The sequence below is a fragment of the Streptomyces atroolivaceus genome, assembly GCF_000717025.1.
Classification (GTDB): domain Bacteria; phylum Actinomycetota; class Actinomycetes; order Streptomycetales; family Streptomycetaceae; genus Streptomyces; species Streptomyces atroolivaceus.
Genome location: NZ_JNXG01000015.1, coordinates 261,262 through 279,826, shown reverse-complemented (window position 1 = coordinate 279,826; position 18,565 = coordinate 261,262). Strand labels below are relative to the sequence as shown.

Annotated in this window: 15 protein-coding genes and 1 pseudogene; 12 read left to right on the top strand and 4 right to left on the bottom strand. The window is 70.0% G+C overall.

What is annotated here, in order from left to right; all coding sequences use genetic code 11:
* Window positions 1-55 precede the first annotated feature (55 nt).
* Window positions 56-730, top strand: coding sequence for a glycoside hydrolase family 75 protein (locus OO67_RS26130; protein ID WP_244300326.1), 675 nt, complete (start codon window positions 56-58; stop codon window positions 728-730).
* 12 nt (window positions 731-742) lie between these two features.
* Here OO67_RS26130 and OO67_RS40915 read toward each other — a convergent pair.
* Window positions 743-871 (bottom strand): annotated as a pseudogene (locus OO67_RS40915) (type I methionyl aminopeptidase); the annotation flags it as partial.
* Window positions 872-1,131: 260 nt separating this feature from the next.
* Between OO67_RS40915 and OO67_RS26125 the strand changes: the two are divergent.
* From OO67_RS26125 to OO67_RS26080, 10 genes are all read left to right on the top strand, one after another.
* Entirely contained in the window at window positions 1,132-1,512 is a 381-nt protein-coding gene (locus OO67_RS26125; RefSeq protein WP_033303918.1) for a PPOX class F420-dependent oxidoreductase, read from the top strand.
* 136 nt (window positions 1,513-1,648) lie between these two features.
* Complete coding sequence (locus tag OO67_RS26120) at window positions 1,649-3,046, top strand: hypothetical protein (protein WP_208861086.1); 1,398 nt, start codon at window positions 1,649-1,651, stop codon at window positions 3,044-3,046.
* 486 nt (window positions 3,047-3,532) lie between these two features.
* Window positions 3,533-3,715 (top strand): hypothetical protein, encoded by a 183-nt coding sequence (locus tag OO67_RS26115; RefSeq protein WP_033303915.1) that lies wholly within the window; start codon window positions 3,533-3,535, stop codon window positions 3,713-3,715.
* Complete coding sequence (locus OO67_RS26110; RefSeq protein WP_033303913.1) at window positions 3,712-4,440, top strand: hypothetical protein; 729 nt, start codon at window positions 3,712-3,714, stop codon at window positions 4,438-4,440. The genes OO67_RS26115 and OO67_RS26110 overlap by 4 nt, the downstream gene beginning before the upstream one ends.
* Window positions 4,437-5,357 (top strand): DUF6895 family protein, encoded by a 921-nt coding sequence (locus OO67_RS26105; RefSeq protein WP_033303911.1) that lies wholly within the window; start codon window positions 4,437-4,439, stop codon window positions 5,355-5,357. The genes OO67_RS26110 and OO67_RS26105 overlap by 4 nt, the downstream gene beginning before the upstream one ends.
* A gap of 4 nt (window positions 5,358-5,361) precedes the next feature.
* Window positions 5,362-6,390 carry a serine hydrolase domain-containing protein gene (locus OO67_RS26100; RefSeq protein ID WP_033303978.1) on the top strand — a complete coding sequence of 343 codons (1,029 nt, stop codon included), beginning with the start codon at window positions 5,362-5,364 and terminating at the stop codon, window positions 6,388-6,390.
* A 137-nt stretch (window positions 6,391-6,527) separates the two neighbouring features.
* Window positions 6,528-7,370, top strand: coding sequence for a nitrilase-related carbon-nitrogen hydrolase (locus tag OO67_RS26095; protein ID WP_033303910.1), 843 nt, complete (start codon window positions 6,528-6,530; stop codon window positions 7,368-7,370).
* Window positions 7,367-8,650, top strand: a complete 1,284-nt coding sequence (locus tag OO67_RS26090; RefSeq protein ID WP_033303907.1) for an aspartate aminotransferase family protein — start codon at window positions 7,367-7,369, stop codon at window positions 8,648-8,650. Before OO67_RS26095 ends, OO67_RS26090 begins: the two co-directional genes overlap by 4 nt.
* Window positions 8,651-8,899: 249 nt before the next feature.
* On the top strand, window positions 8,900-10,288 hold the full coding sequence (gene hydA, locus OO67_RS26085; RefSeq protein WP_033303906.1) for a dihydropyrimidinase: 1,389 nt from the start codon (window positions 8,900-8,902) through the stop codon (window positions 10,286-10,288).
* Window positions 10,289-10,542: 254 nt separating this feature from the next.
* Complete coding sequence (locus OO67_RS26080) at window positions 10,543-11,727, top strand: alcohol dehydrogenase catalytic domain-containing protein (protein ID WP_033303905.1); 1,185 nt, start codon at window positions 10,543-10,545, stop codon at window positions 11,725-11,727.
* Window positions 11,728-11,972: 245 nt separating this feature from the next.
* Here OO67_RS26080 and OO67_RS26075 read toward each other — a convergent pair whose 3' ends face one another.
* From OO67_RS26075 to OO67_RS26065, 3 genes are all read right to left on the bottom strand, one after another.
* Entirely contained in the window at window positions 11,973-14,291 is a 2,319-nt protein-coding gene (locus OO67_RS26075; protein ID WP_157841735.1) for a rhamnogalacturonan lyase family protein, read from the bottom strand.
* 452 nt (window positions 14,292-14,743) lie between these two features.
* Window positions 14,744-16,045: a PP2C family protein-serine/threonine phosphatase gene (locus tag OO67_RS26070; protein WP_078598290.1), complete on the bottom strand. Its 1,302-nt coding sequence runs from the start codon at window positions 16,043-16,045 to the stop codon at window positions 14,744-14,746.
* A gap of 265 nt (window positions 16,046-16,310) precedes the next feature.
* Window positions 16,311-17,603, bottom strand: coding sequence for an APC family permease (locus OO67_RS26065; protein WP_244300325.1), 1,293 nt, complete (start codon window positions 17,601-17,603; stop codon window positions 16,311-16,313).
* Window positions 17,604-17,997: 394 nt separating this feature from the next.
* Between OO67_RS26065 and OO67_RS26060 the strand changes: the two genes are divergently transcribed.
* Window positions 17,998-18,564, top strand: a complete 567-nt coding sequence (locus OO67_RS26060) for a hypothetical protein (RefSeq protein WP_033303903.1) — start codon at window positions 17,998-18,000, stop codon at window positions 18,562-18,564.
* The last annotated feature ends 1 nt before the right edge of the window (window position 18,565 follow it).

Sequence of the window (18,565 nt, the reverse complement as noted above, 5' to 3'; positions counted from 1 at the left end):
GGCAAGGAAGAGCCCGCCAGGGTTCTTCGTGTCCAGTGAAAGGGCATACACGACGGTGCGTACGCGAATGCTCGTCCTCTCCGCGCTCTCCGGCGCCGCTCTGCTCGCCGCGGCACTCCCCGCCGAGGCGGCCGACGGCGGGGAAAGCCCGGTGGGGGCCGCCGAACTGCTGGCCAAGGTGAAGAACTGCACCCGGATCTCCCAGGGGAACTACCGAACCGACCAGAGCACGGCCGCCACGATCCCGGTGTGCGGGACCGGCGAGGCCGTGTTCTGGGAGGCCGACATGGACATCGACTGCGACGGCCAGGTCAGCACCGTCTGCAACACGAGGACCGACCCCTCCTTCCAGCCTCGGACGGCGTTCCAGGGGTCGGACGGCAAGTACCTGGACTCCGCCGAGGTGCCGTTCGTCGTCGTCCCCGGTCCCGGCTCGCTCTGGAACTACGCCACGTCGGGGATCAAGGGCGGTGGAGTGGCCGCCGTCATCCACGGCGACAAGGTCCGCTACGCCGTCGTCGGAGACACGGGGCCCACCGGAATCATCGGTGAGGGTTCCTACGCGCTGGCCGAGGCGCTGGGCATCGATCCGGACCCGAGGACGGGCGGTACGGCGTCCGGGGTCACCTACATCCTCTTCAAGAACTCCAAGGCGTCACCGATCGAGAGTCCTGCCGCCGCCGTCAGCGCCGGCGAGGAACTCGCCCGGAAGTTCGCCGGCGGAGCCTGAGGAACGCGGTCGGAGAGCCGTCAGGACGCGGGGGCCGTCGTCGGTGACGGCCACCGTGTGTCCGGCGTGCGCGGCCCGGCTGCCGTCACTCCCATGGAGGGGCCGGCCGTGGCGGTCCGTGTGGAGCTCGCCGCAGCCTCCTTGCGGCCGGCAGCGGCCGGAGGAACCCGGCCCGGTCGTGGTTGTGGCGGCGGCGGGAACCTCGGCCGAGACGCTCCGCGAGAGGGCGCGGGCCGGGCCCCGGCCCGCGCCCTCTCGCGGCGGCGGCGTTCGCGGGAGCCCTCCGGCCCCCGAAGGAGGAACTGTTCACGCGATGCGTACGGGAACCCCTGCCGCTCCGGGTCCGTAGCCGGAACGGGGCGACGTGCCGCTCACGGCGCAGGCCGAGTAGGGTCGCGCCCGTGACTCTCCAGGACTTCGCCCGCAGTGAGTACGTCAGTCTGACCACGTACCGGAAGGACGGCACCCCCGTCGCCACGCCCGTCTGGGCCGCGGCGGACGGTGACGTGCTGTACGTCTGGACCCGGTCAGACTCCTGGAAGGTCAAGCGGCTGCGCAACGACAGCCGGGTCGTCGTGACCGTCTGCGACGTCCGCGGCCGCATCGCCGAGGGGGCGCCGAGCGCCGAGGGGACCGCTCGTCTGCTCGACGGCGCCGGTACCGCCGCGGTGCGCAAGGTGCTCGCCCGCAAGTACACGTGGAAGTTCTGGCTCGTGGACTGGCCCGCCATGGTCGTACGGCTGGGCAAGCGACCCCACACGGGGATCGCCGTCACCTTCTGACGGGGGCGCACCGGCGCCGGCCGCGCTCCGGACGCACCGTGCCGGAAAAGCGCGCGTAGTCCTCCCGTAACACGCCTGCGGTCGAATGCCCGGCGGACTGGAACGCTCCAGTCCCGGGCTACCGGTGAGGTCGACGGTGACAGTGCATCAGCATGCGGCGGAAGTACGGGCGTTCGCGCGGTACCTACGAGAACTGGCTGCTCTGCTCGATCCCGGGCGGGGATGGTACGGAGTCTTCCGCGCGCGCGATCCCGAAGGCATGAGCGCGTGTTTCGACGGCACCGAGGTCCCGCCCTGGGACGTGGTCGAATCGCTGCTGCACGACCTTGCCTCGGTGCGCGGCACCGCGTTCGCCGCACGGGAGTCCGCACAGGCCGCCGCGCTCTACGCCGCGTCGGCGTCCGCGCACGACAGGCGTCCGGGAGGACGGCAGGCACTCGTCGACCGGCTGGGCGTGATGCTCCGCGAACAGTCGTACGCGGCCGGGCGGATGAGGGCGGCGGGTGCGGACGCGGAGCGTGCGCCGGACGGGGGGACGGAGGCGCTGGCGTGGGCCCGGGACGACCACGCCCGTGCCACGGCGCGCTGTGCCGAACTCCGCGGCCGACTGGCGGCGATGGAGCGGGCGGAGCCCGACGACCGGCTCCAGGGGCGGCGGGACGCACGCGCACCGGAGACGGGCGGCGATTCCAGGGTCCCCGGATCGCGTCGCGCGGACGCGTCGACGGCCGACGCCCCGCACCTGGATCCGGGTGCGGGGACCGCGCACGCTGCGGGGACCGCGCCCGCTCCGGCGAAGAAGCGCGGGAAGCCGCGCGGGGCACGCTTCGCGGGTCTGGAGCTCGACGACGACACGGAGGTGAGCCCTGCCCCGCCGGCCGTGGCCGGCCTTCCCGCGCCCTCGCCCACCCCCACCGTCCCGCGAGGCGCCCGCTTCGGCGCCGCCCGGGCCTCCGAGGAGACCGGGGTGCCGCGGGCGCCCGGCCCCGCCGCACCCGGCCCCGCCTCGTGCCAGGCTGCCGAGGACACCGTCGTACTGCTCGTACGGCTGCGCGCGGAGGGGCGTTCGGGTGAGGCGCACGCCGTGCTCTGTGAGGCGGCCGGCCGGCCTGCCGAAGACCTGCCGGTGCTCGCGGTGGCTCTCAGCGGGGCGGGTCTGCACGCCGACTGGGCGACCCTCCTGTGGGAGGTCTCCTCCCTGCCGCCCGCCGAACTCGCCGCCGCCGCGGGCGCGCTGGCCGCAGCGGGACGCGGCGACGACTGCCGTCAGCTGCTCCGCCAAGGGGTGGCCCGGCCCGCCGACGAGATCGCCGAGGCGGTGGCCGCCCTCGACCGGGCGGGCCTGGCGCCGGAGGCGCGGGCGCTGCTGGGGGCGTTCGTCCGCGTACGCACCCCGCAGGAGGCGGCGCGCATCGCCGCGGGCGGACCACGCCACCTCGTCCCCCAACTGCTCGCCGCGGCACGCGAGGTGTCCGTGGCGAGGGAGAGGGACCTGGTCCACGCGCTGCGGTCGGCGGGCATCGGGGCGCCGTAGGGTCTTTCGTCCGGATCAGGCTAAATCAGGGAGCGGGGTCCGGTGCCGTGCATCGCAAGGCGGAGCCGAGAGCTTGGGGAAGGAGCGTTCGCGACTGACGACCACGCCGCGAGGTGCGGTGCCAGGGCACGCGAGCCGGCCCAGCATGATCCGGACGAGAGGCCCTGGCGTCGTGGCAGCTGCGAAACACCCCCGGCCCGCGAGTCTGCGACGTGTGCGCGTACGGCGAGGCGGGAGGCCCGGCCCGCCGCACGCACGGTCTCCCGGTGACCGCCAGCGGGCGGGCCACGAGGGGGCATGGACTCGAAGGCGGGGTGCACGGCCCATGCGGGTCCGGGCCTGGTCCGACGCTTTCCCACGGCTGTGGCCCATGCACGTCGCCAGTCCCGATGGGCTTGGGGAGATAAATCTCATTTCACCCTTTATCGTCGGTCGAGGCGTAACCACACAAGTGGTACATGCCCCCCCCAGTGATGTGGAGGAACCATGCTTACGCAGGAAATCACTCTCACCGCGACGCCGACCCAGACCGCCACGCTGAGCGCCCTGATGGCGGAGCCCGAAGCCACCGTCAGCGACGCCCCGCTCTACACCCCCGAGGCCGCGGGCCTGCTGCTCGCGCTGCTGCTCCTGTCTCCCAAGGAGCCGAAGGAGCCCCGGGGCAAGTGAGTTCCCACTCCGCATTCGCCGCGGCGTCCGACGCCCTGGCGGCCTGTGTCCTCGGTGCCCTCAGCGGCACCGGGGGCGCTGTGCAGCTGGCCCGGTACGTCGACGACGCCCCCGACACCCTCGCGGCGCTGGCCGCGGTCCGGGTGCTGGGCGCCGACATCTTCAGCCCCCACCTCCTGGTGGAGCACCCCTTCCAGATGCAGGACGCGGCCGTCGTGGCCAAGTCCTTCGACGCGTTCCCCGCGTCGCAGGACTCGGAAGAGGCATCGGTCGCCCGGCGCGACCACGCCACCGCGGTACTGCTCGCCCGTCTCTCGGGAGACGACACACTGCGCGGGGTGGCGCCCACGCCTGCGAACGACGCCGGACTCGCGGACACCGCCGACTGGAGCGGCTGGTGCGTGAGGATGGCACAGCTCGCCCCGCTGGCGACCCTCGTCCTCGACGGGCCGGTCCACGAGGCGGCACGCGGCGGGGTCCTGCCGCTGTGCCGGGGCGTCAGCCGCTCGATCCTGCGGCGGGACTTCCCCACGGCGGTGCGTCTCGTCCGCTGGCTCGCGTGGCTGCGCCACGAGGGCGTCGAACTGCCCCTGGACCCGGGCCTCGCCGCGGAGCACGTGTTCCTGGTGGGCGGGGCGGGACCGCGTACGGCTCTGGACCTGGCGATCACCCGCCACCTCCTCGAACGACGGCCCGGTACGGGCGTGAAGGCGGCACACGCATGACGACGATCTCCGAGCCGGTCACCGAGGCAGCCCGCGGCATGGCGGACCGGGCGCTGTCGTGGCTGCACGCCCACCGCGAACTCGGCGGCCTGCCGCCCGACACCACCGAGACGATGGCCGACCCCGACAGCGTCTACAAGCCGCTGGGTGAGACGACGCTCGCCGCCTCCCTCATCCTTCGCGACGGTGTCGCCGGGCCGGGCCGCCTGGTCGCCGCCCAGAGCCTGATGGACTTCACCTGGGAGCAGTTCAGGCGCGGCGACATGATCTACGAACGCCAGCTCCGCCATACGCTGATGACGGACCCGCTCGAGATGTACGCCCCCTTCGTCCGCTGCGGCTACCGTCACGAGGGGCTCGACCGGCTCCTCGCGCACCGGTCCCGCACGCGGTCCGTGAACAGTGTCGAGGTGCTGCCGAACCGACGGCTCGCCGTCGCCAACGCGGCACGGGTCGTGGGTCTGGAACACGCCGAGGACATGAAGGCGCTCGCCGGTGCCACCTGGCTCGGTGCGATGCCTGAGCCGTGGGCGATCAACTGGATCACGGCCTACGCGATGACCCACACCGTCTTCCACCTCACCGACTGGGGCGGGAACCCGGGCGGGCTGCCGCCCGAACTCGCCTCCTACCTGCACGCCTGGCTCCCGGTGTGGATCGAGGTCTGGCGCGAGGTGGGGCAGTGGGACCTCGTCACGGAGCTGCTCATCGTCGGCGCCTCGCTCGAGGACCCGTACTGCCGGCCGGAGGACTGGGAGGCGATCGCCGGACTCCAGCACGAGGACGGGTTCGTGCCGCGGGACAGCGATCCGGTGGCGGACGATCCCCGACAGCGGTTCACGGACCATCAGCACACGGTCGTCGTCACCGCCGTGGCCGGCTCCATCGCCCTCGCCCGTGCGGCGGGGCGGCGGTGAGGCCGTGACGGAGGCGCCGCTGGCCTCACGCCTCCGGCCCCTCCTGTCAGCCGCCCGGGGGCCGGGGGCGGCCGTCGCGGCGGTGCGGGGTACCGAGCGTGCGGTGCTCTGCCACGGCCCGGTGGGGGAGGGCACCCGGTTCGAGACGGGCTCGCTGACGAAGACCTTCACGGCGCTCCTGCTCGCCGAGCTGACCGCCCGTGGCGAGGTCCGCTACGGCGACCGCGTCGACCGCTACCTCCCCTTCCGGCTTCCCGGCCCGCCCCTCACGCTGCTCCACCTCGCCACCCACACCTCCGGCCTGCCCCGGCTGCCCCCGGGGCTGCTCGGCCGGGCGGTCCGCAGCGGATGGCACAGCAACCCGTACGCCGGCTTCGGTGAGGACGACCTGCTGGGCTCCCTGTGCCGCACCCGGCTGCGGCACCGGCCCGGCAGCCGGGTCCTGTACTCGAACTTCGGCGGTGGCCTGCTGGGCCACGTGCTCGCCAGGGCGGCCGGCGGCACCGGAGGCGACTACCCGGCCCTGCTGGCCGAGCGCGTCACCGGCCCGCTCGGCCTCGCCGACACGGACTGCGATGCCAACCGGCCCCAGGCGACCGGGCATTGGCACGGGCGTCCGCGCCCCGCCCTGCTGATGCCGGGGCTGGCCGCAGCAGGGGCCGTGCGGTCCAGCGCCCGGGACCTGCTGTGCGTCCTGGGCGCACTCCTGGATCCCGGCACCGCGCCGAACCCCGCGCTGCGCACCGCGCTGGCAGAGGTGCAGCGGCCCCGGCTGAGCGTGCCGAGGACCGGTTCCCGGCTGTGCCTCATCTGGAACCTCCGCCCGCGCCCGGGCGGCGCGCTGCTCCACCACTCCGGGGGGACCCGCGGCTTCACCGCCTTCGCCGGCTTCCTCCCCGGTTCGGGCACGGGCCTCGTTGCCCTGACGAACACGGCTCCCACCCCGCTCGCACCGTTCATCCAGTCCGCGTACGGGGTTCTGCGCGAGCTGGACGCCGGACCCTCCGGGAAGGTGTGGACCGCTCGGGTGTGAATCATGATCGACTCCGTCGGTTCACTGCGATGGTCTTGCCCCGATGTGTGGCGGGGCTTACGTTCTCCTCCTACGCACCGTGTCTACGGGCGTAGAGAACACAGAGGCTCTCTGACGCCGCGTCGAAGGAGCAGCTCATGTCCCACGTCGTACGCGCCGCACTCGTCCAGGCGACCTGGACCGGCGACACCGAATCCATGATCGCCAAGCATGAGGAACACGCGCGCGAGGCCGCCCGGCAGGGCGCGAAGATCATCGGATTCCAGGAGGTGTTCAACGCCCCCTACTTCTGCCAGGTCCAGGAGCCCGAGCACTACCGCTGGGCCGAGCCCGTGCCGGACGGGCCGACGGTCAGGCGCATGCGGGAACTGGCACGCGAGACGGGCATGGTGATCGTCGTGCCGGTCTTCGAGCTCGAACAGTCCGGCTTCTACTACAACACCGCGGCGGTGATCGACGCCGACGGCTCGTACCTCGGCAAGTACCGCAAGCACCACATCCCGCAGGTCAAGGGCTTCTGGGAGAAGTACTACTTCAAGCCGGGCAACATCGGCTGGCCGGTCTTCGACACCGCCGTAGGCAAGGTCGGCGTCTACATCTGCTACGACCGGCACTTCCCCGAGGGATGGCGTCAACTTGGGCTCAACGGGGCCCAGTTGGTCTACAACCCGTCCGCCACCTCGCGAGGGCTCTCCGGCCATCTGTGGCAGCTGGAACAGCCCGCGTCCGCCGTCGCCAACGAGTACTTCGTCGCCGCCATCAACCGGGTCGGCCAGGAGGAGTACGGCGACAACGACTTCTACGGCACGAGCTACTTCGTCGACCCGCGCGGGCAGTTCGTCGGTGACGTCGCGAGCGACAAGGAAGAGGAACTCGTCGTACGGGACCTGGACTTCGGGCTGATCGAGCAGGTCCGGCAGCAATGGGCGTTCTACCGGGACCGCAGGCCGGACGCGTACGACGGGCTGGTGGAGCCGTGACCGGACTGCACGAGCGGCACCTGGCCGTCAGCCCCGACTGGCTGGCTCTGTACTACCGGCACCCCCTGGAGCTCACCCACGGCGAGGGCCGCCATGTCTGGGACGCGGACGGCAACCGCTACCTCGACTTCTTCGGTGGCATCCTCACCACGATGACCGCCCACGCCCTGCCCGAGGTGACCAAGGCCGTCTCCGAACAGGCCGGACGGCTCATCCACTCCTCGACGCTCTACCTCAACCGCCCGATGGTCGAGCTCGCCGAACGGATCGCCACCCTCTCCGGCATCCCCGATGCCCGGGTCTTCTTCACCACCTCCGGCACCGAGGCCAACGACACCGCTCTCCTGCTCGCCACCGCCTACCGCGGGTCGAACCAGATCCTGGCGATGCGCAACAGCTACCACGGCAGGTCGTTCTCGGCCGTGTCCATCACGGGCAACAGGGCCTGGTCGACCACCAGTCTGTCGCCGCTGCAGACGCTGTACGTCCACGGCGGGGTCCGCACCAGGGGCCCGTACGCCGAGTTGAGCGACGAAGGGTTCATCAGGTCCTGTGTCGCCGATCTGGAGGACCTGCTCGGGCACACCAGGGGCGCCGCGGCGCTGATCGCCGAACCGGTGCAGGGAGTCGGCGGTTTCACCGCACCGCCCGACGGGCTGTACGCGGCCTTCCGCGAGGTCCTCGACCGGCACGGCATCCTGTGGATCTCCGACGAGGTGCAGACCGGCTGGGGGCGTACGGGCGACCACTTCTGGGGTTGGCAGGCGCACGCCGGGAAAGGGCCGCCGGACATCCTCACCTTCGCCAAGGGAATCGGAAACGGTATGTCGATCGGCGGGGTCGTGGCCCGCGCCGATGTCATGAACTGCCTGGACGCCAACTCCATTTCGACGTTCGGCGGATCCCCGGTCACCATGGCGGCCGGGCTCGCCAACCTCTCCTACCTGCTGGAGCACGACCTCCAGGGCAACGCCCGGCGGGTCGGCGGCCTGCTCATCGAGCGGCTCCGGGCAGTCGGCGCGGGCTCGCCGGCGGTACGGGAGGTGCGCGGCAGAGGGCTCATGATCGGTATCGAGCTGGTGAAGCCCGGCAGTGACGAGGCCGACCCGGAGGCCGCGGCGGCCGTTCTCGAAGCGGCCCGCGCGGGCGGGCTGCTCATCGGCAAGGGCGGCGGTCACAGCACCAGCGTCCTGCGGATCGCGCCGCCCCTGTCACTCACCGTCGCCGAGGCTGAGGAGGGCGCGGAGATCCTCGCCGAAGCGCTGCACGCGGCCGGTTGAGAGGCCGGGCCCCGCCGCCGCCTGCCGCGGCGGCGGACCGGAGCGCCCGACCGGAGAATCGACGCCACCGGGAAGTACGTCATCCCGGAAGCGTCGACGCGTACGTGGAGATGCCCTCGGCCGGACAAGGACCTCGGGGCGGGCCGGCTCCCACCCCGTTCTCCGGGCGAGGGGGTCCTGACACGCAGTGGTGTCGTGGCCGGCCCCCGTGTACGCGAACCCTCGATCCGAAGTGAATGGAGCTGAGCTGTGACACGCACCCTGATCACTGGTGGTCTGGTCATCACCGCGTCCGACGAACTCCACGTGGATGTGCTTGTCGAGGAGAGCAGGGTTGTCGCCCTGGCCACTCCCGGCAGTCATGGATGGACCGCTGACCGGGTCATCGACGCGAGGGGGAAATACGTCATCCCGGGCGGGGTGGACGGCCACACCCACATGGAGATGCCGTTCGGCGGCACCATGTCCTCCGACACCTTCGAAACGGGAACGACGGCGGCCGCCTGGGGAGGCACCACCACGATCGTCGACTTCGCCATTCAGTCGAAGGGGGGCTCACTCCGCGAAGGGCTGGACAAGTGGCACGAGAAGGCCGACGGCACATGTGCCATCGACTACGGCTTTCACATGATCATGTCCGATGTGAATGACGCGACCCTCAAGCAGATGGACAAGCTGATCGAGGCCGGGGTGACCTCGTTCAAGCTCTTCACAGCGTATCCCGGCGTCTTCTATTCGGACGATGGGCAGATTCTCCGGGCCATGCAGCGAGCAGGCACCAATGGCGGTCTCGTCATGATGCACGCAGAAAACGGAATCGCCATCGATGTCCTGGTGGAGCAGGCGCTCGCGCGCGGCGAACGGGACCCCCGACATCACGGGGAGGTCCGCAGGGCTCTCCTGGAAGCCGAGGCGACACACCGCGTCATCCGGCTGAGTCAGGTCGCCGGTGCCCCCGTCTACGTCGTTCACGTCTCCGCCCGTGAAGCCCTCGCGGAATTGACGCGGGCCCGCGACGAGGGCTTGCCTGTGTTCGGCGAGACGTGCCCGCAGTACCTGTTCCTGTCGACCGACAACCTTGCCGAGCCGGACTTCGAGGGCGCCAAATACGTCTGTTCGACACCGCTCCGGCCGAAGGAACACCAGGCGGCATTGTGGCGGGGGTTGCGCACGAATGACCTGCAGGTCGTCTCGACGGACCACTGCCCGTTCTGTTTCAAGGGCCAGAAGGACATGGGTATCGGCGACTTCTCGAAGATCCCCAACGGCATGCCCGGTGTGGAACATCGGATGGATCTGTTGCACCAGGCGGTGGTGGACGGGCACATCTCCCGTCGCCGCTGGATCGAGATCGCCTGCGCCGCGCCGGCCCGGATGTTCGGTCTCTACCCCAGGAAGGGGACGATCGCGCCAGGCGCCGACGCGGACATCGTTGTGTATGACCCGGAAGCCGAGCAGGTGCTGTCCGCCGAGACACATCACATGAACGTCGACTATTCGGCGTACGAGGGCAAGCGGATCACCGGGCGGGTCGAGACGGTCCTCTCGCGCGGCGTCCCGATCATCGAGGGGGGCGCGTACGTCGGGCACGCGGGGCATGGCGCGTACGTGCCGCGGGGCTTGTGCCAGTACCTGTGAGCGGCAGAGCGCCCGGCCCGTCCCTCTCCGCGGACGCCGAGGCGTGAGCGGCGGCATCGGTTCCGACGCAGGAGTTCGCGGCACCAAGCTGCAGATCCATTCCGTATTGCGCATACGCTGATTGGGCGGCGCAATGCACGCGTGAGAGAGCGGAATGTCGAAACGTACCTCTCATTCATCTGGAGTGCGCATCGGGCAAATAGGATCCGGCGTGCTGGGCGAGTGCCGCAGCAGAGGTGGAGAGGTGTGGAATCGTGCGCGCATTGACCTACCACGGTAAGCGGGACGTCCGAGTCGAGACCGTCCCGGACCCGCAGATCCAGGCTCCTACGGACATCATCGTCAAGATCACCTCGACGGGGATCTGCGGATCCGATCTGCACCTCTACGAAGTGCTGGGGCCCTACCTGGATCCAGGCGACATCCTCGGGCACGAACCGATGGGCGTGGTGGAGGAGGCCGGGCCGGAGGTCACTTTCCTCGCGCCGGGGGACAGAGTGGTCATCCCCTTCAACGTGTCCTGTGGCCACTGCTACATGTGCGGACACGGGCTGCACTCCCAGTGCGAGACCACCCAGGTGCGTGACCGCGGGACAGGGGCCTCCCTGTTCGGGTTCAGCAAGCTCTACGGGCAGGTGCCCGGCGGCCAGGCCGAGTACCTGCGCGTCCCCTTCGGGAACGATCTGCCGATCAAGGTCCCGCACGGCCCGCCGGACGATCGGTTCGTCTATCTGTCGGACGTACTGCCCACGGCTTGGCAGGCTGTGGAGTACGCGGCCATCCCGCCGGGCGGCAGCGTCACCGTTCTCGGTCTCGGCCCCATCGGAGCGATGGCCGCGAAGATCGCTCTTCTCCGCGGCGCGGAGCTCGTCGTGGGCGTGGACATGGTTCCCGAACGTCTCGACCGGGTGAGCTCCTACGGAGCCACCTGCCTGGACCTGCGCCGGCACGGGAAGAAACTCGGTGACGCCGTCCGGGACCTCACGCACGGGCGTGGGACGGACGCGGTGATCGACGCGGTCGGCATGGAGGCCCACGGCGCGTCCATCGCCAAAGCAGCGCACACGGCGGTCGGCCTCCTGCCCGATGCCCTCGGGCAGCGCGTGATGGACACTGCGGGCATCGACCGGCTCACGGCCCTCCACACGGCGGTCGACGCGGTGCGCAGGGGCGGCACGATCTCCATCGTGGGCGTCTACGGCGGCTCCGCCGACCCGATGCCGATGCTCACCATGTTCGACAAGCAGATCCAGCTGCGGATGGGTCAGGCCAACGTCAAGCGCTGGACCGACGACTTGTTGCCACTGCTCAGCGATGACGACCCGCTGGGCGTCGACACGTTCGCGACGCACCACCTACCGCTCGAAGAAGGCCCCCAGGCCTACGAGACCTTCCAGAAGAAGGCGGACGGCATGATCAAGACACTGCTGGTCCCCTGACACGGTCCGACGACCAGGCGGTGTTGCAACGGCCCCTGGAACCCAAGCACGGAACCGGCTGAGCGCGCGCCGGTCCCCGGCCGCGGCCGCGTCGCCTGCCCCCTGTCCCTTCACTCCAGCCAGGGGCATGGGTGAAAGCGGCCGTAACTCCGCGCCGTTTGCTGGTCGGAACTGCGGGTGGAGCGTCTTTGCGGGGCGGCTTGCCCGCGAAGACGCTCCACTTTCGCGTGCGTTGGTGGGGCGGGTCAGCGCACGTAGACGTTGGGCTGGGGCGGCCTGGTCATGTCGGCGCCCAGGAAGTAGCTGGGGTGGGGTGGCTGGTTGTAGGCGGTGTTCTGCCAGGCCAGGGCGACTCGGTACTGGGCGTTGTGGGCCAGGGTGTGGAGTTTGGTGGTGGTCGGGGTCGGGGTGGCGTAGATGCGCAGGGCGTTGTTGCTGGAGTGGCGCCAGATGACTTCTTCGCGCCAGTCGCCGAAGAGGTCCCCGGACAGGACCGGGGTGGACTTGGTGCCGTTGCTGGAGGCCACGCCGCTACCGGTGAGCAGGCGGGTGTCACCGCCGGTCCCGTACTTGTCGATCTGTGTGCCGTTGAGCAGTTCGCGCACGGGGTCGGCGTCCCACCAGGCGAGGAAGTTCGCCGAGGAGGGGTTGCGGCCGACATTGCCGCCGGAGGAGTTGCGCAGCTGGGTCATGTTCGGTCCCGCGCCCCAGAATTCGGCGCCCGGGTTACCGGCGTGGATGTCGGCGGCCACCCCGCGGCCCGGGCCTTCTTCGCCGCTGGTGGGGGTGCGGTGGATGACCGATCCGGTGGCGGCGTCGTGGAGGTCGGAGCCGGGCTGGTTGCCCGATTCATGGATGGTGAACACCTCCAGGCCGGCGCGGGAGGGCACGAAGTCGCCGACGTGCAGAGCGTCACCATGTCCGTAGCCGGTGGCGTACATCAGGGTGCCGTTGTCGTTGATGGTCGCGGAGCCGTAGATGACCTCCTGGCGGCCGTCGGCATCGACGTCGGCGATGGACAGCTGGTGGTTGCCCTGTCCGGCCGCGCGGGAGTTCCCCGAGGCGTTGGAGTCGAACGTCCACCGGCGGGTGAGCCGGCCGTCGCGGAAGTCCCAGGCCGCGACGACAGCACGGGTGTAGTAGCCGCGCGCCATGATCAGCGAGGGCCGTTGCCCGTCGAGGTAGGCGGTACCGGCCAGGAAGCGGTCCACCCGGTTGCCGTAGGAGTCGCCCCAGGAGGAGACGTTGCCGCGCGGCGGGTCGTAGTTCGCCGTGTCCATCGCGGCCCCGTTCAGCCCGTTGAACATGGTCAGGTACTCCGGGCCGGCCAGGACGTAGCCGTCACCGTTGCGGTGGTCCGCGTTCGCGTTACCGATCACCGTGCCCTGTCCGTCGCGCGTACCGTCAGCGGTTTTCGCGGCGACCTCCGCCCGGCCGTCGCCGTCGTAGTCGAAGACCTGGAACTGGGTGTAGTGGGCGCCGGCGCGGATGTTGCGGCCCAGGTCGATACGCCACAGCCGCTGGCCGTTGAGCCGGTAGGCATCCAGGTAGACGTTCCCGGTGACTCCGGCCTGGGAATTGTCCTTGGCGTTGGACGGGTCCCACTTCACGATCAGCTCGTACTGCCCGTCGCCGTCCACATCACCCGGGCTGGCTTCCACCGGGGTGTAGCCGGAACCAGGATTCTGCAGCTGGACATCGAGGTAGTTGCCGCCCGTGAAACGCAGCGAGGACTCCGAGGCGGGCTGCTCAGCGCCGCCGACCACGGCTCGAACCGTGTACGTGGCGTCGGCTGGAGCGCCGCCGTCCAGGTAGTTGGTGGAGCTGGTGATCGGTGAGGCGTTCACCTTGCTGCCGTTGCGGTACACGTTGAACGCCGTGTCGTAGCCCTCGGTGCCCAGCAGTCGCCAGGACACCAGGTTCCCCGAGCCGGACCGCACCGAGACCAGGCCCCGGTTCAGATCCTCCATCTGCAGCCCGTCACCGGGCGGGTCCGGGTCGGGGCCAGGGTCTGATCCGCCCCCGACCTTCACCAACTGCCACTGCTGATTGATGCCGTCGTTGTCGGCGTACTGGGAGATCCGGGCGCCGTCCGCGGTGGACCGCTCCCAGACATCCAGTGCTTTTCCGCTGTTGCGGTTGATCAACTGGACGAAGCCACCGTCGGTGTCGACCACGCTGAACTGCTGATTGGATCCGTCGTTGGCGGCGTACTGCTGGACGTTCGCGCCGTCCGCGGTGGACTTCGCCTCGATGTCCAGGACCTTGCCGCTGTGCCGGGCCCGGAGCTGGTAGAAGCCACCGCCGACGTCGACGAACTGGAACTGCTGGTGAGTAACCGAGCCAGGGGTGCGCTGAACCAGCGCGGCCCCGTTGGCCGTGGATCCGCCATCGATCTCCATGGCCTTCCCGCTGTGCCGGGAGACCAACTGATAGTGCGCCGCAGTATCGATCTCAGCGGCGCCGGCGCCGGTCGCCGGCAGACCGACGAAGAGCGCGGTGAGCAGTGTCACGATCCCTGCCCATGACACCGCGCGGAACCGGCGAGGTCTGATCTCTTTCACGGTCCTGATACTCCTTCTCCAGAGGACTCCACGAAGCGGGGGGATGAAACGATTCATCAGTGGCGTACGCAATAGAGCATGTTGCGCATGCCGGAGTGGGAGCGCTCCCACTTGGGAGCGATCCCTCACGATAGAGGCGGCAACCGACCCCTACAAGCCTTCGCGTCGAACTCGTTCGCGCGGGGCCTCCCCCACGCAGGTGTCGCCGCCGGCGGCCGTCAGCAGCAGCTGGCTCTGGGCCCCGGGCATTTCTGCCGATGGGGGCCCGTGCGCAGCCGGGAGGTCGATCACGCTCGACCTGACCGTGTGTCGGGACCTGCCCGCCCCGAGGCGATACGGCCGACCTTCGCCTTGTTCAGGAGTCGACTCGTCCGGCACCAGTCGCTCAACGATTCCTGTCACGGCCACGTCCTACAGAGCCAAATGAGATGGCATCTTGCTGGCAGCGTCTGTCAGATGCCGTCGTCGACAGCGCGCTGTTGGGCCCAGGCGGAGGCGATCGTCTCCGGGGTGGCGGAGGGGGGCAGGCCTGTCAGCGCCTGCAGTTGGGTGGGCTGGTACGGGGTCGGGCCGTGCCACTCCAGGAGCATCACGGTGGCGTCGTCGTTGAGGCGGCCGAGATGGTACGCCAGGTGGTGTCCGATCAGCCGACGCAGGGTTTCGGGGACGGGGAGGCCGTCGGCGTGGTGGCGGATGAGGAAGTCGGTCAGACCGTCCAGGCCGAATTCCTGTCCCTCCAGGTTGCGTGCCTCAGTGATGCCGTCGGTATAGAGCAGCAGACGGTCTCCGGGTTCCAGTTGGTCGCGGCGTAGGGCGCCGGGCAGATTCAGGCCGGTGCCCATCGGGGGAGCGGGCGGGCAGGACAGGTGTACGACGGTCCGGTTGCCACGGATGACGACCGGGGGGTGGTGGCCGTAGTTCGTCCAGGTCAGCACGCCTGTGGCCAGGTGGAGGTCGGCCAAGACGCTCGTGGCGTAGCGGCTGCCCGCGAATTGCTCGCCGAGGATCTCGGCGACGCCTTCGGCCGTTTCGAGGAGGTCGGCGCCTTGACGGCGGTGGTTACGGGCCGCCGCCAGGGCGAGGTTCGCGGTCAAGCCGGCGGCGGTGTCGTGTCCCATGGCGTCGAAGACGGACAGATGTACGGTCTCCCCGGTCAGGGCGTAGTCGAAGGCATCTCCGCTGACTTGGTAGGCCGGCTCCATCACCGCACTGATCAGGACACGGTCGGTGGCGAAGGTCCGGGGCGGCATCAGCTGCCATTCCATCTCGGCAGCGACCCTCATCTTCCGACGGCGGACCAGCCGGGAGTACGAGTCGCTCGTTCCACGCTTGCTCTCCAGGAGAAGGGCGACGAGTCCCGCGAGCCTGTTGAGATCCTCATCCGCCTCGACCTGCGCTCCTGGCACGCCGACCCGTAGCACGCCCAGACGCTCGGCGCCGTCCAGCAGAGGGACCCACCACTGCCCCGTCGTGGAAGCCGAGGCCGGAAAGACCTTTCCCCATTGGAAGGCCCGGCCCGCCACGGTCCCGTCGACGGACAACTCAGCCGGAACGTCGGCGCCGACGTCGACATTTCCCGCCAGCAGGTAGAGCCGTTCCTGTTGCAGATCAGCCACGTAGATGAGCACCCGAGGCCAGCCCACCCCGGCAGCATGCGACGCCACCGTGCCGGGCAGCTGCTCCAAAGTCATCAGATGACTCGCAGCGATCAGGTCCCCCAGCACCTGTGCACGTGCCGCTTCCACGCTGTTCATCGACGGACACCTTTCACGACGGCTGAGGAAACCGTGCTGCCAACGACACCACAAACGGCCGGGGCGCCGACGTCACGACACCGAATGCGGCAGAAGTGCTACCCGGCGCCCGCCAGGGGTTCCTTGTGGCGACCGTCGCAAGCGGCGGGCGCTTCGGCAGGGGTGGGCCCGCATGTGCGGCCTGCTGGGGGCGCCGGGCTCAGGACTCCTGTTGATCCGGGCGCCCGGATGCCGGCAACGGAACAGCGGGCTGACAGCCGTTCCGTCACTTCCGGCGGCGTCGGGACGCGACCCACGCCAGGAGCACGCCGACGGCCAGCACGATCAGCCCCCGGATCCACACCTCGCCTTCGATCTGTGTGGCGAGCAGCACACACGACGCCGCGCCGAGCAGGGCAACTGTCGTCGGGGTCGTGAAGTGGTCATGGGGCACAGCATCGCCGCGGAGTCGTAGCACCGCTGTGTTGACCAGGAAGAAGACGACGAGGAGCAGCAGCACCAGCGTCGAGGCGAGTGCGGCTACGTCGCCGGTCACAGCGAGCAGCAGTGAGAGCAGGGTGGTCGTCGCGATGGCGGCCCAGGGAGTGCGCCGGCCGGGCAGAACCTTCGTCAGGAACCGTGGCAGCAGCCCGTCGCGGGCCATGCCGTACGCCAGCCGGGAAGACATGATGCCGGTCAGCAACGCGCCGTTGGCCACGGCGATCAGGGCGATCACGCTGAAGAGCCGTGTCGGTACGCCGCCTGCGACCTCGACGACGCTGAGCAGCGGCCCACTGGACTGCACGAGCGCGCTCGTGCGTACTGCGGAACTGGCCGCGGCGCCGACCAGCGCGTAGACCACGCCGGCGGTGGCCAGTGCGCCGAACAGGGCGCGGGGGTACGACCGCCGAGGATCGCGGGTCTCCTCGGCCACGTTGACGGAGGTCTCGAAGCCGACGAAGGAGTAGAAGGCCAGGACGGATCCGCTCAGCACAGCGGCAGCCGGAGAGTGCTCGGCCGTGCCGAGCTGTGTCAGACGGCCCACGTCCCCGTCACCGCGCAGCACCACCCATGCACCGAGGCCGATGACCAGCACGAGGCCGCCGACTTCGATGACGGTCGCGACCACGTTGGCCCGCGTCGATTCGCTGATGCCTCGGGCGTTGAGAAGGGCCAGGGCGCCGAGGAACAGCAGTGCTACCAGTGCCACGGGCAACGAGACGAAGACACTGAGGTAGTCACCGCCGAACCCACGGGCGAGGGCGGCCACGGACACGACGCCGGCGGCCAGCATGCAGAATCCCGCGAAGAACCCGACGAACGGACCGTAGGCCAACGTGGTGTAGTGCGAGGCGCCACCGGCCCGCGGGTACTTCGTGGCGAGTTCCGCGTACGAGGAGGCCGTCAGCAGAGCCAGGCCGAGGGCCACGGCCAGAGGGACCCACACCGCGCCCCCGGACTCCGCCGCCACCTGTCCCACGAGCACGTATACGCCGGCGCCCAGTACGTCACCGAGGATGAAGAAGTAGAGAAGCGGCGTGGTCAGCGTGCGTTTGAGCGGCGATTCGGGGAGTCCCATGTCATCTTCTGCGCTGCTGTTCATGCTCACCTGGTTCCACGTTGCGGCGTCCTCAAGCGGGCGGCCGGAACCTGGCTGCGGCCAGTCACACCTGGCGGCCGCTCGCGCCCGGCCAACGCGCTGATCGGGCTTCGGCCCCTTGGGGCCGCGTCACTGCGCTCTGCTGACCGGCGCGGGAGGACGGGGGCGAAGGTGCGTTGTCGACCGCCTTCGGTTCGACGGGGCGGACGGTACGCCGTCGTACGACTCGCCGGCCGGCGAAACCCGGAGATGCGGGCCTTGTTTCGCTCGTGTGGGTCACCCGTGTCGCATCCCCGTGCTCAGTGACGGAGCCTCACAGGGTGCGCGTTCAGCGCTGTCCGCAGTTCGCAGTCCGCCGGAACGAGGATTCAGCATGTCGGAACGTAATACCGTTTTGCGCAGTATGCACGACCTGGGCCTGGGGGCCTGGTTCGGTGGCTCCCTCATGGGCGCCGTCGGCCTGAACGGCGCCGCCGAGCAGGAGGGCGCGACCGAAGCCGCCACCGCGCGGATCGCCAGTGCCGGCTGGGCCAAGTGGGCGCCCGTCAACGCCCTGGCCATCGGTGCTCATCTGATCGGGGGGACGGGGCTGCTCGCAGCCAATCGCGCCCGTGTCCAGAATCAGAAGGGTGTCGCGGGTGCGACGGTGGCGAAGACGGTACTGACTGGTGCCGCTCTGGCCGCCACCGCTTACGCCGGTGTCCTGGGGAAGAAAGTCGATCTCGCCAGTTCTCCCAACCCCGAGGACATGGAGAAGGCTGCCAAGCACCCCGTCGACGTGAAACAGGCGCAGAAGCATCTGGCTCTGGTGCAGTGGGCCATTCCCGCGCTGACCGCTGGGATCGTGGTTCTGAACGCGCTCCACGGAGAGCAGCAGCGCCCCTCGCAGCAGGCGAAGGGCATCGTGTTCCGCGTAGCCCATCGCGACCTGCACGTGTAGG

Bases quoted from the DNA above. Each gene is read 5' to 3' on its own strand.
- OO67_RS26115 (WP_033303915.1), top strand. From the start codon at position 3,533: ATGCTTACGCAGGAAATCACTCTCACCGCGACGCCGACCCAGACCGCC.
- OO67_RS26105 (WP_033303911.1), top strand. From the start codon at position 4,437: ATGACGACGATCTCCGAGCCGGTCACCGAGGCAGCCCGCGGCATGGCG.
- OO67_RS26095 (WP_033303910.1), top strand. From the start codon at position 6,528: ATGTCCCACGTCGTACGCGCCGCACTCGTCCAGGCGACCTGGACCGGC.
- OO67_RS26070 (WP_078598290.1), bottom strand. From the start codon at position 16,045: ATGAACAGCGTGGAAGCGGCACGTGCACAGGTGCTGGGGGACCTGATC.
- OO67_RS26065 (WP_244300325.1), bottom strand. From the start codon at position 17,603: ATGGGACTCCCCGAATCGCCGCTCAAACGCACGCTGACCACGCCGCTT.
- OO67_RS26060 (WP_033303903.1), top strand. From the start codon at position 17,998: ATGTCGGAACGTAATACCGTTTTGCGCAGTATGCACGACCTGGGCCTG.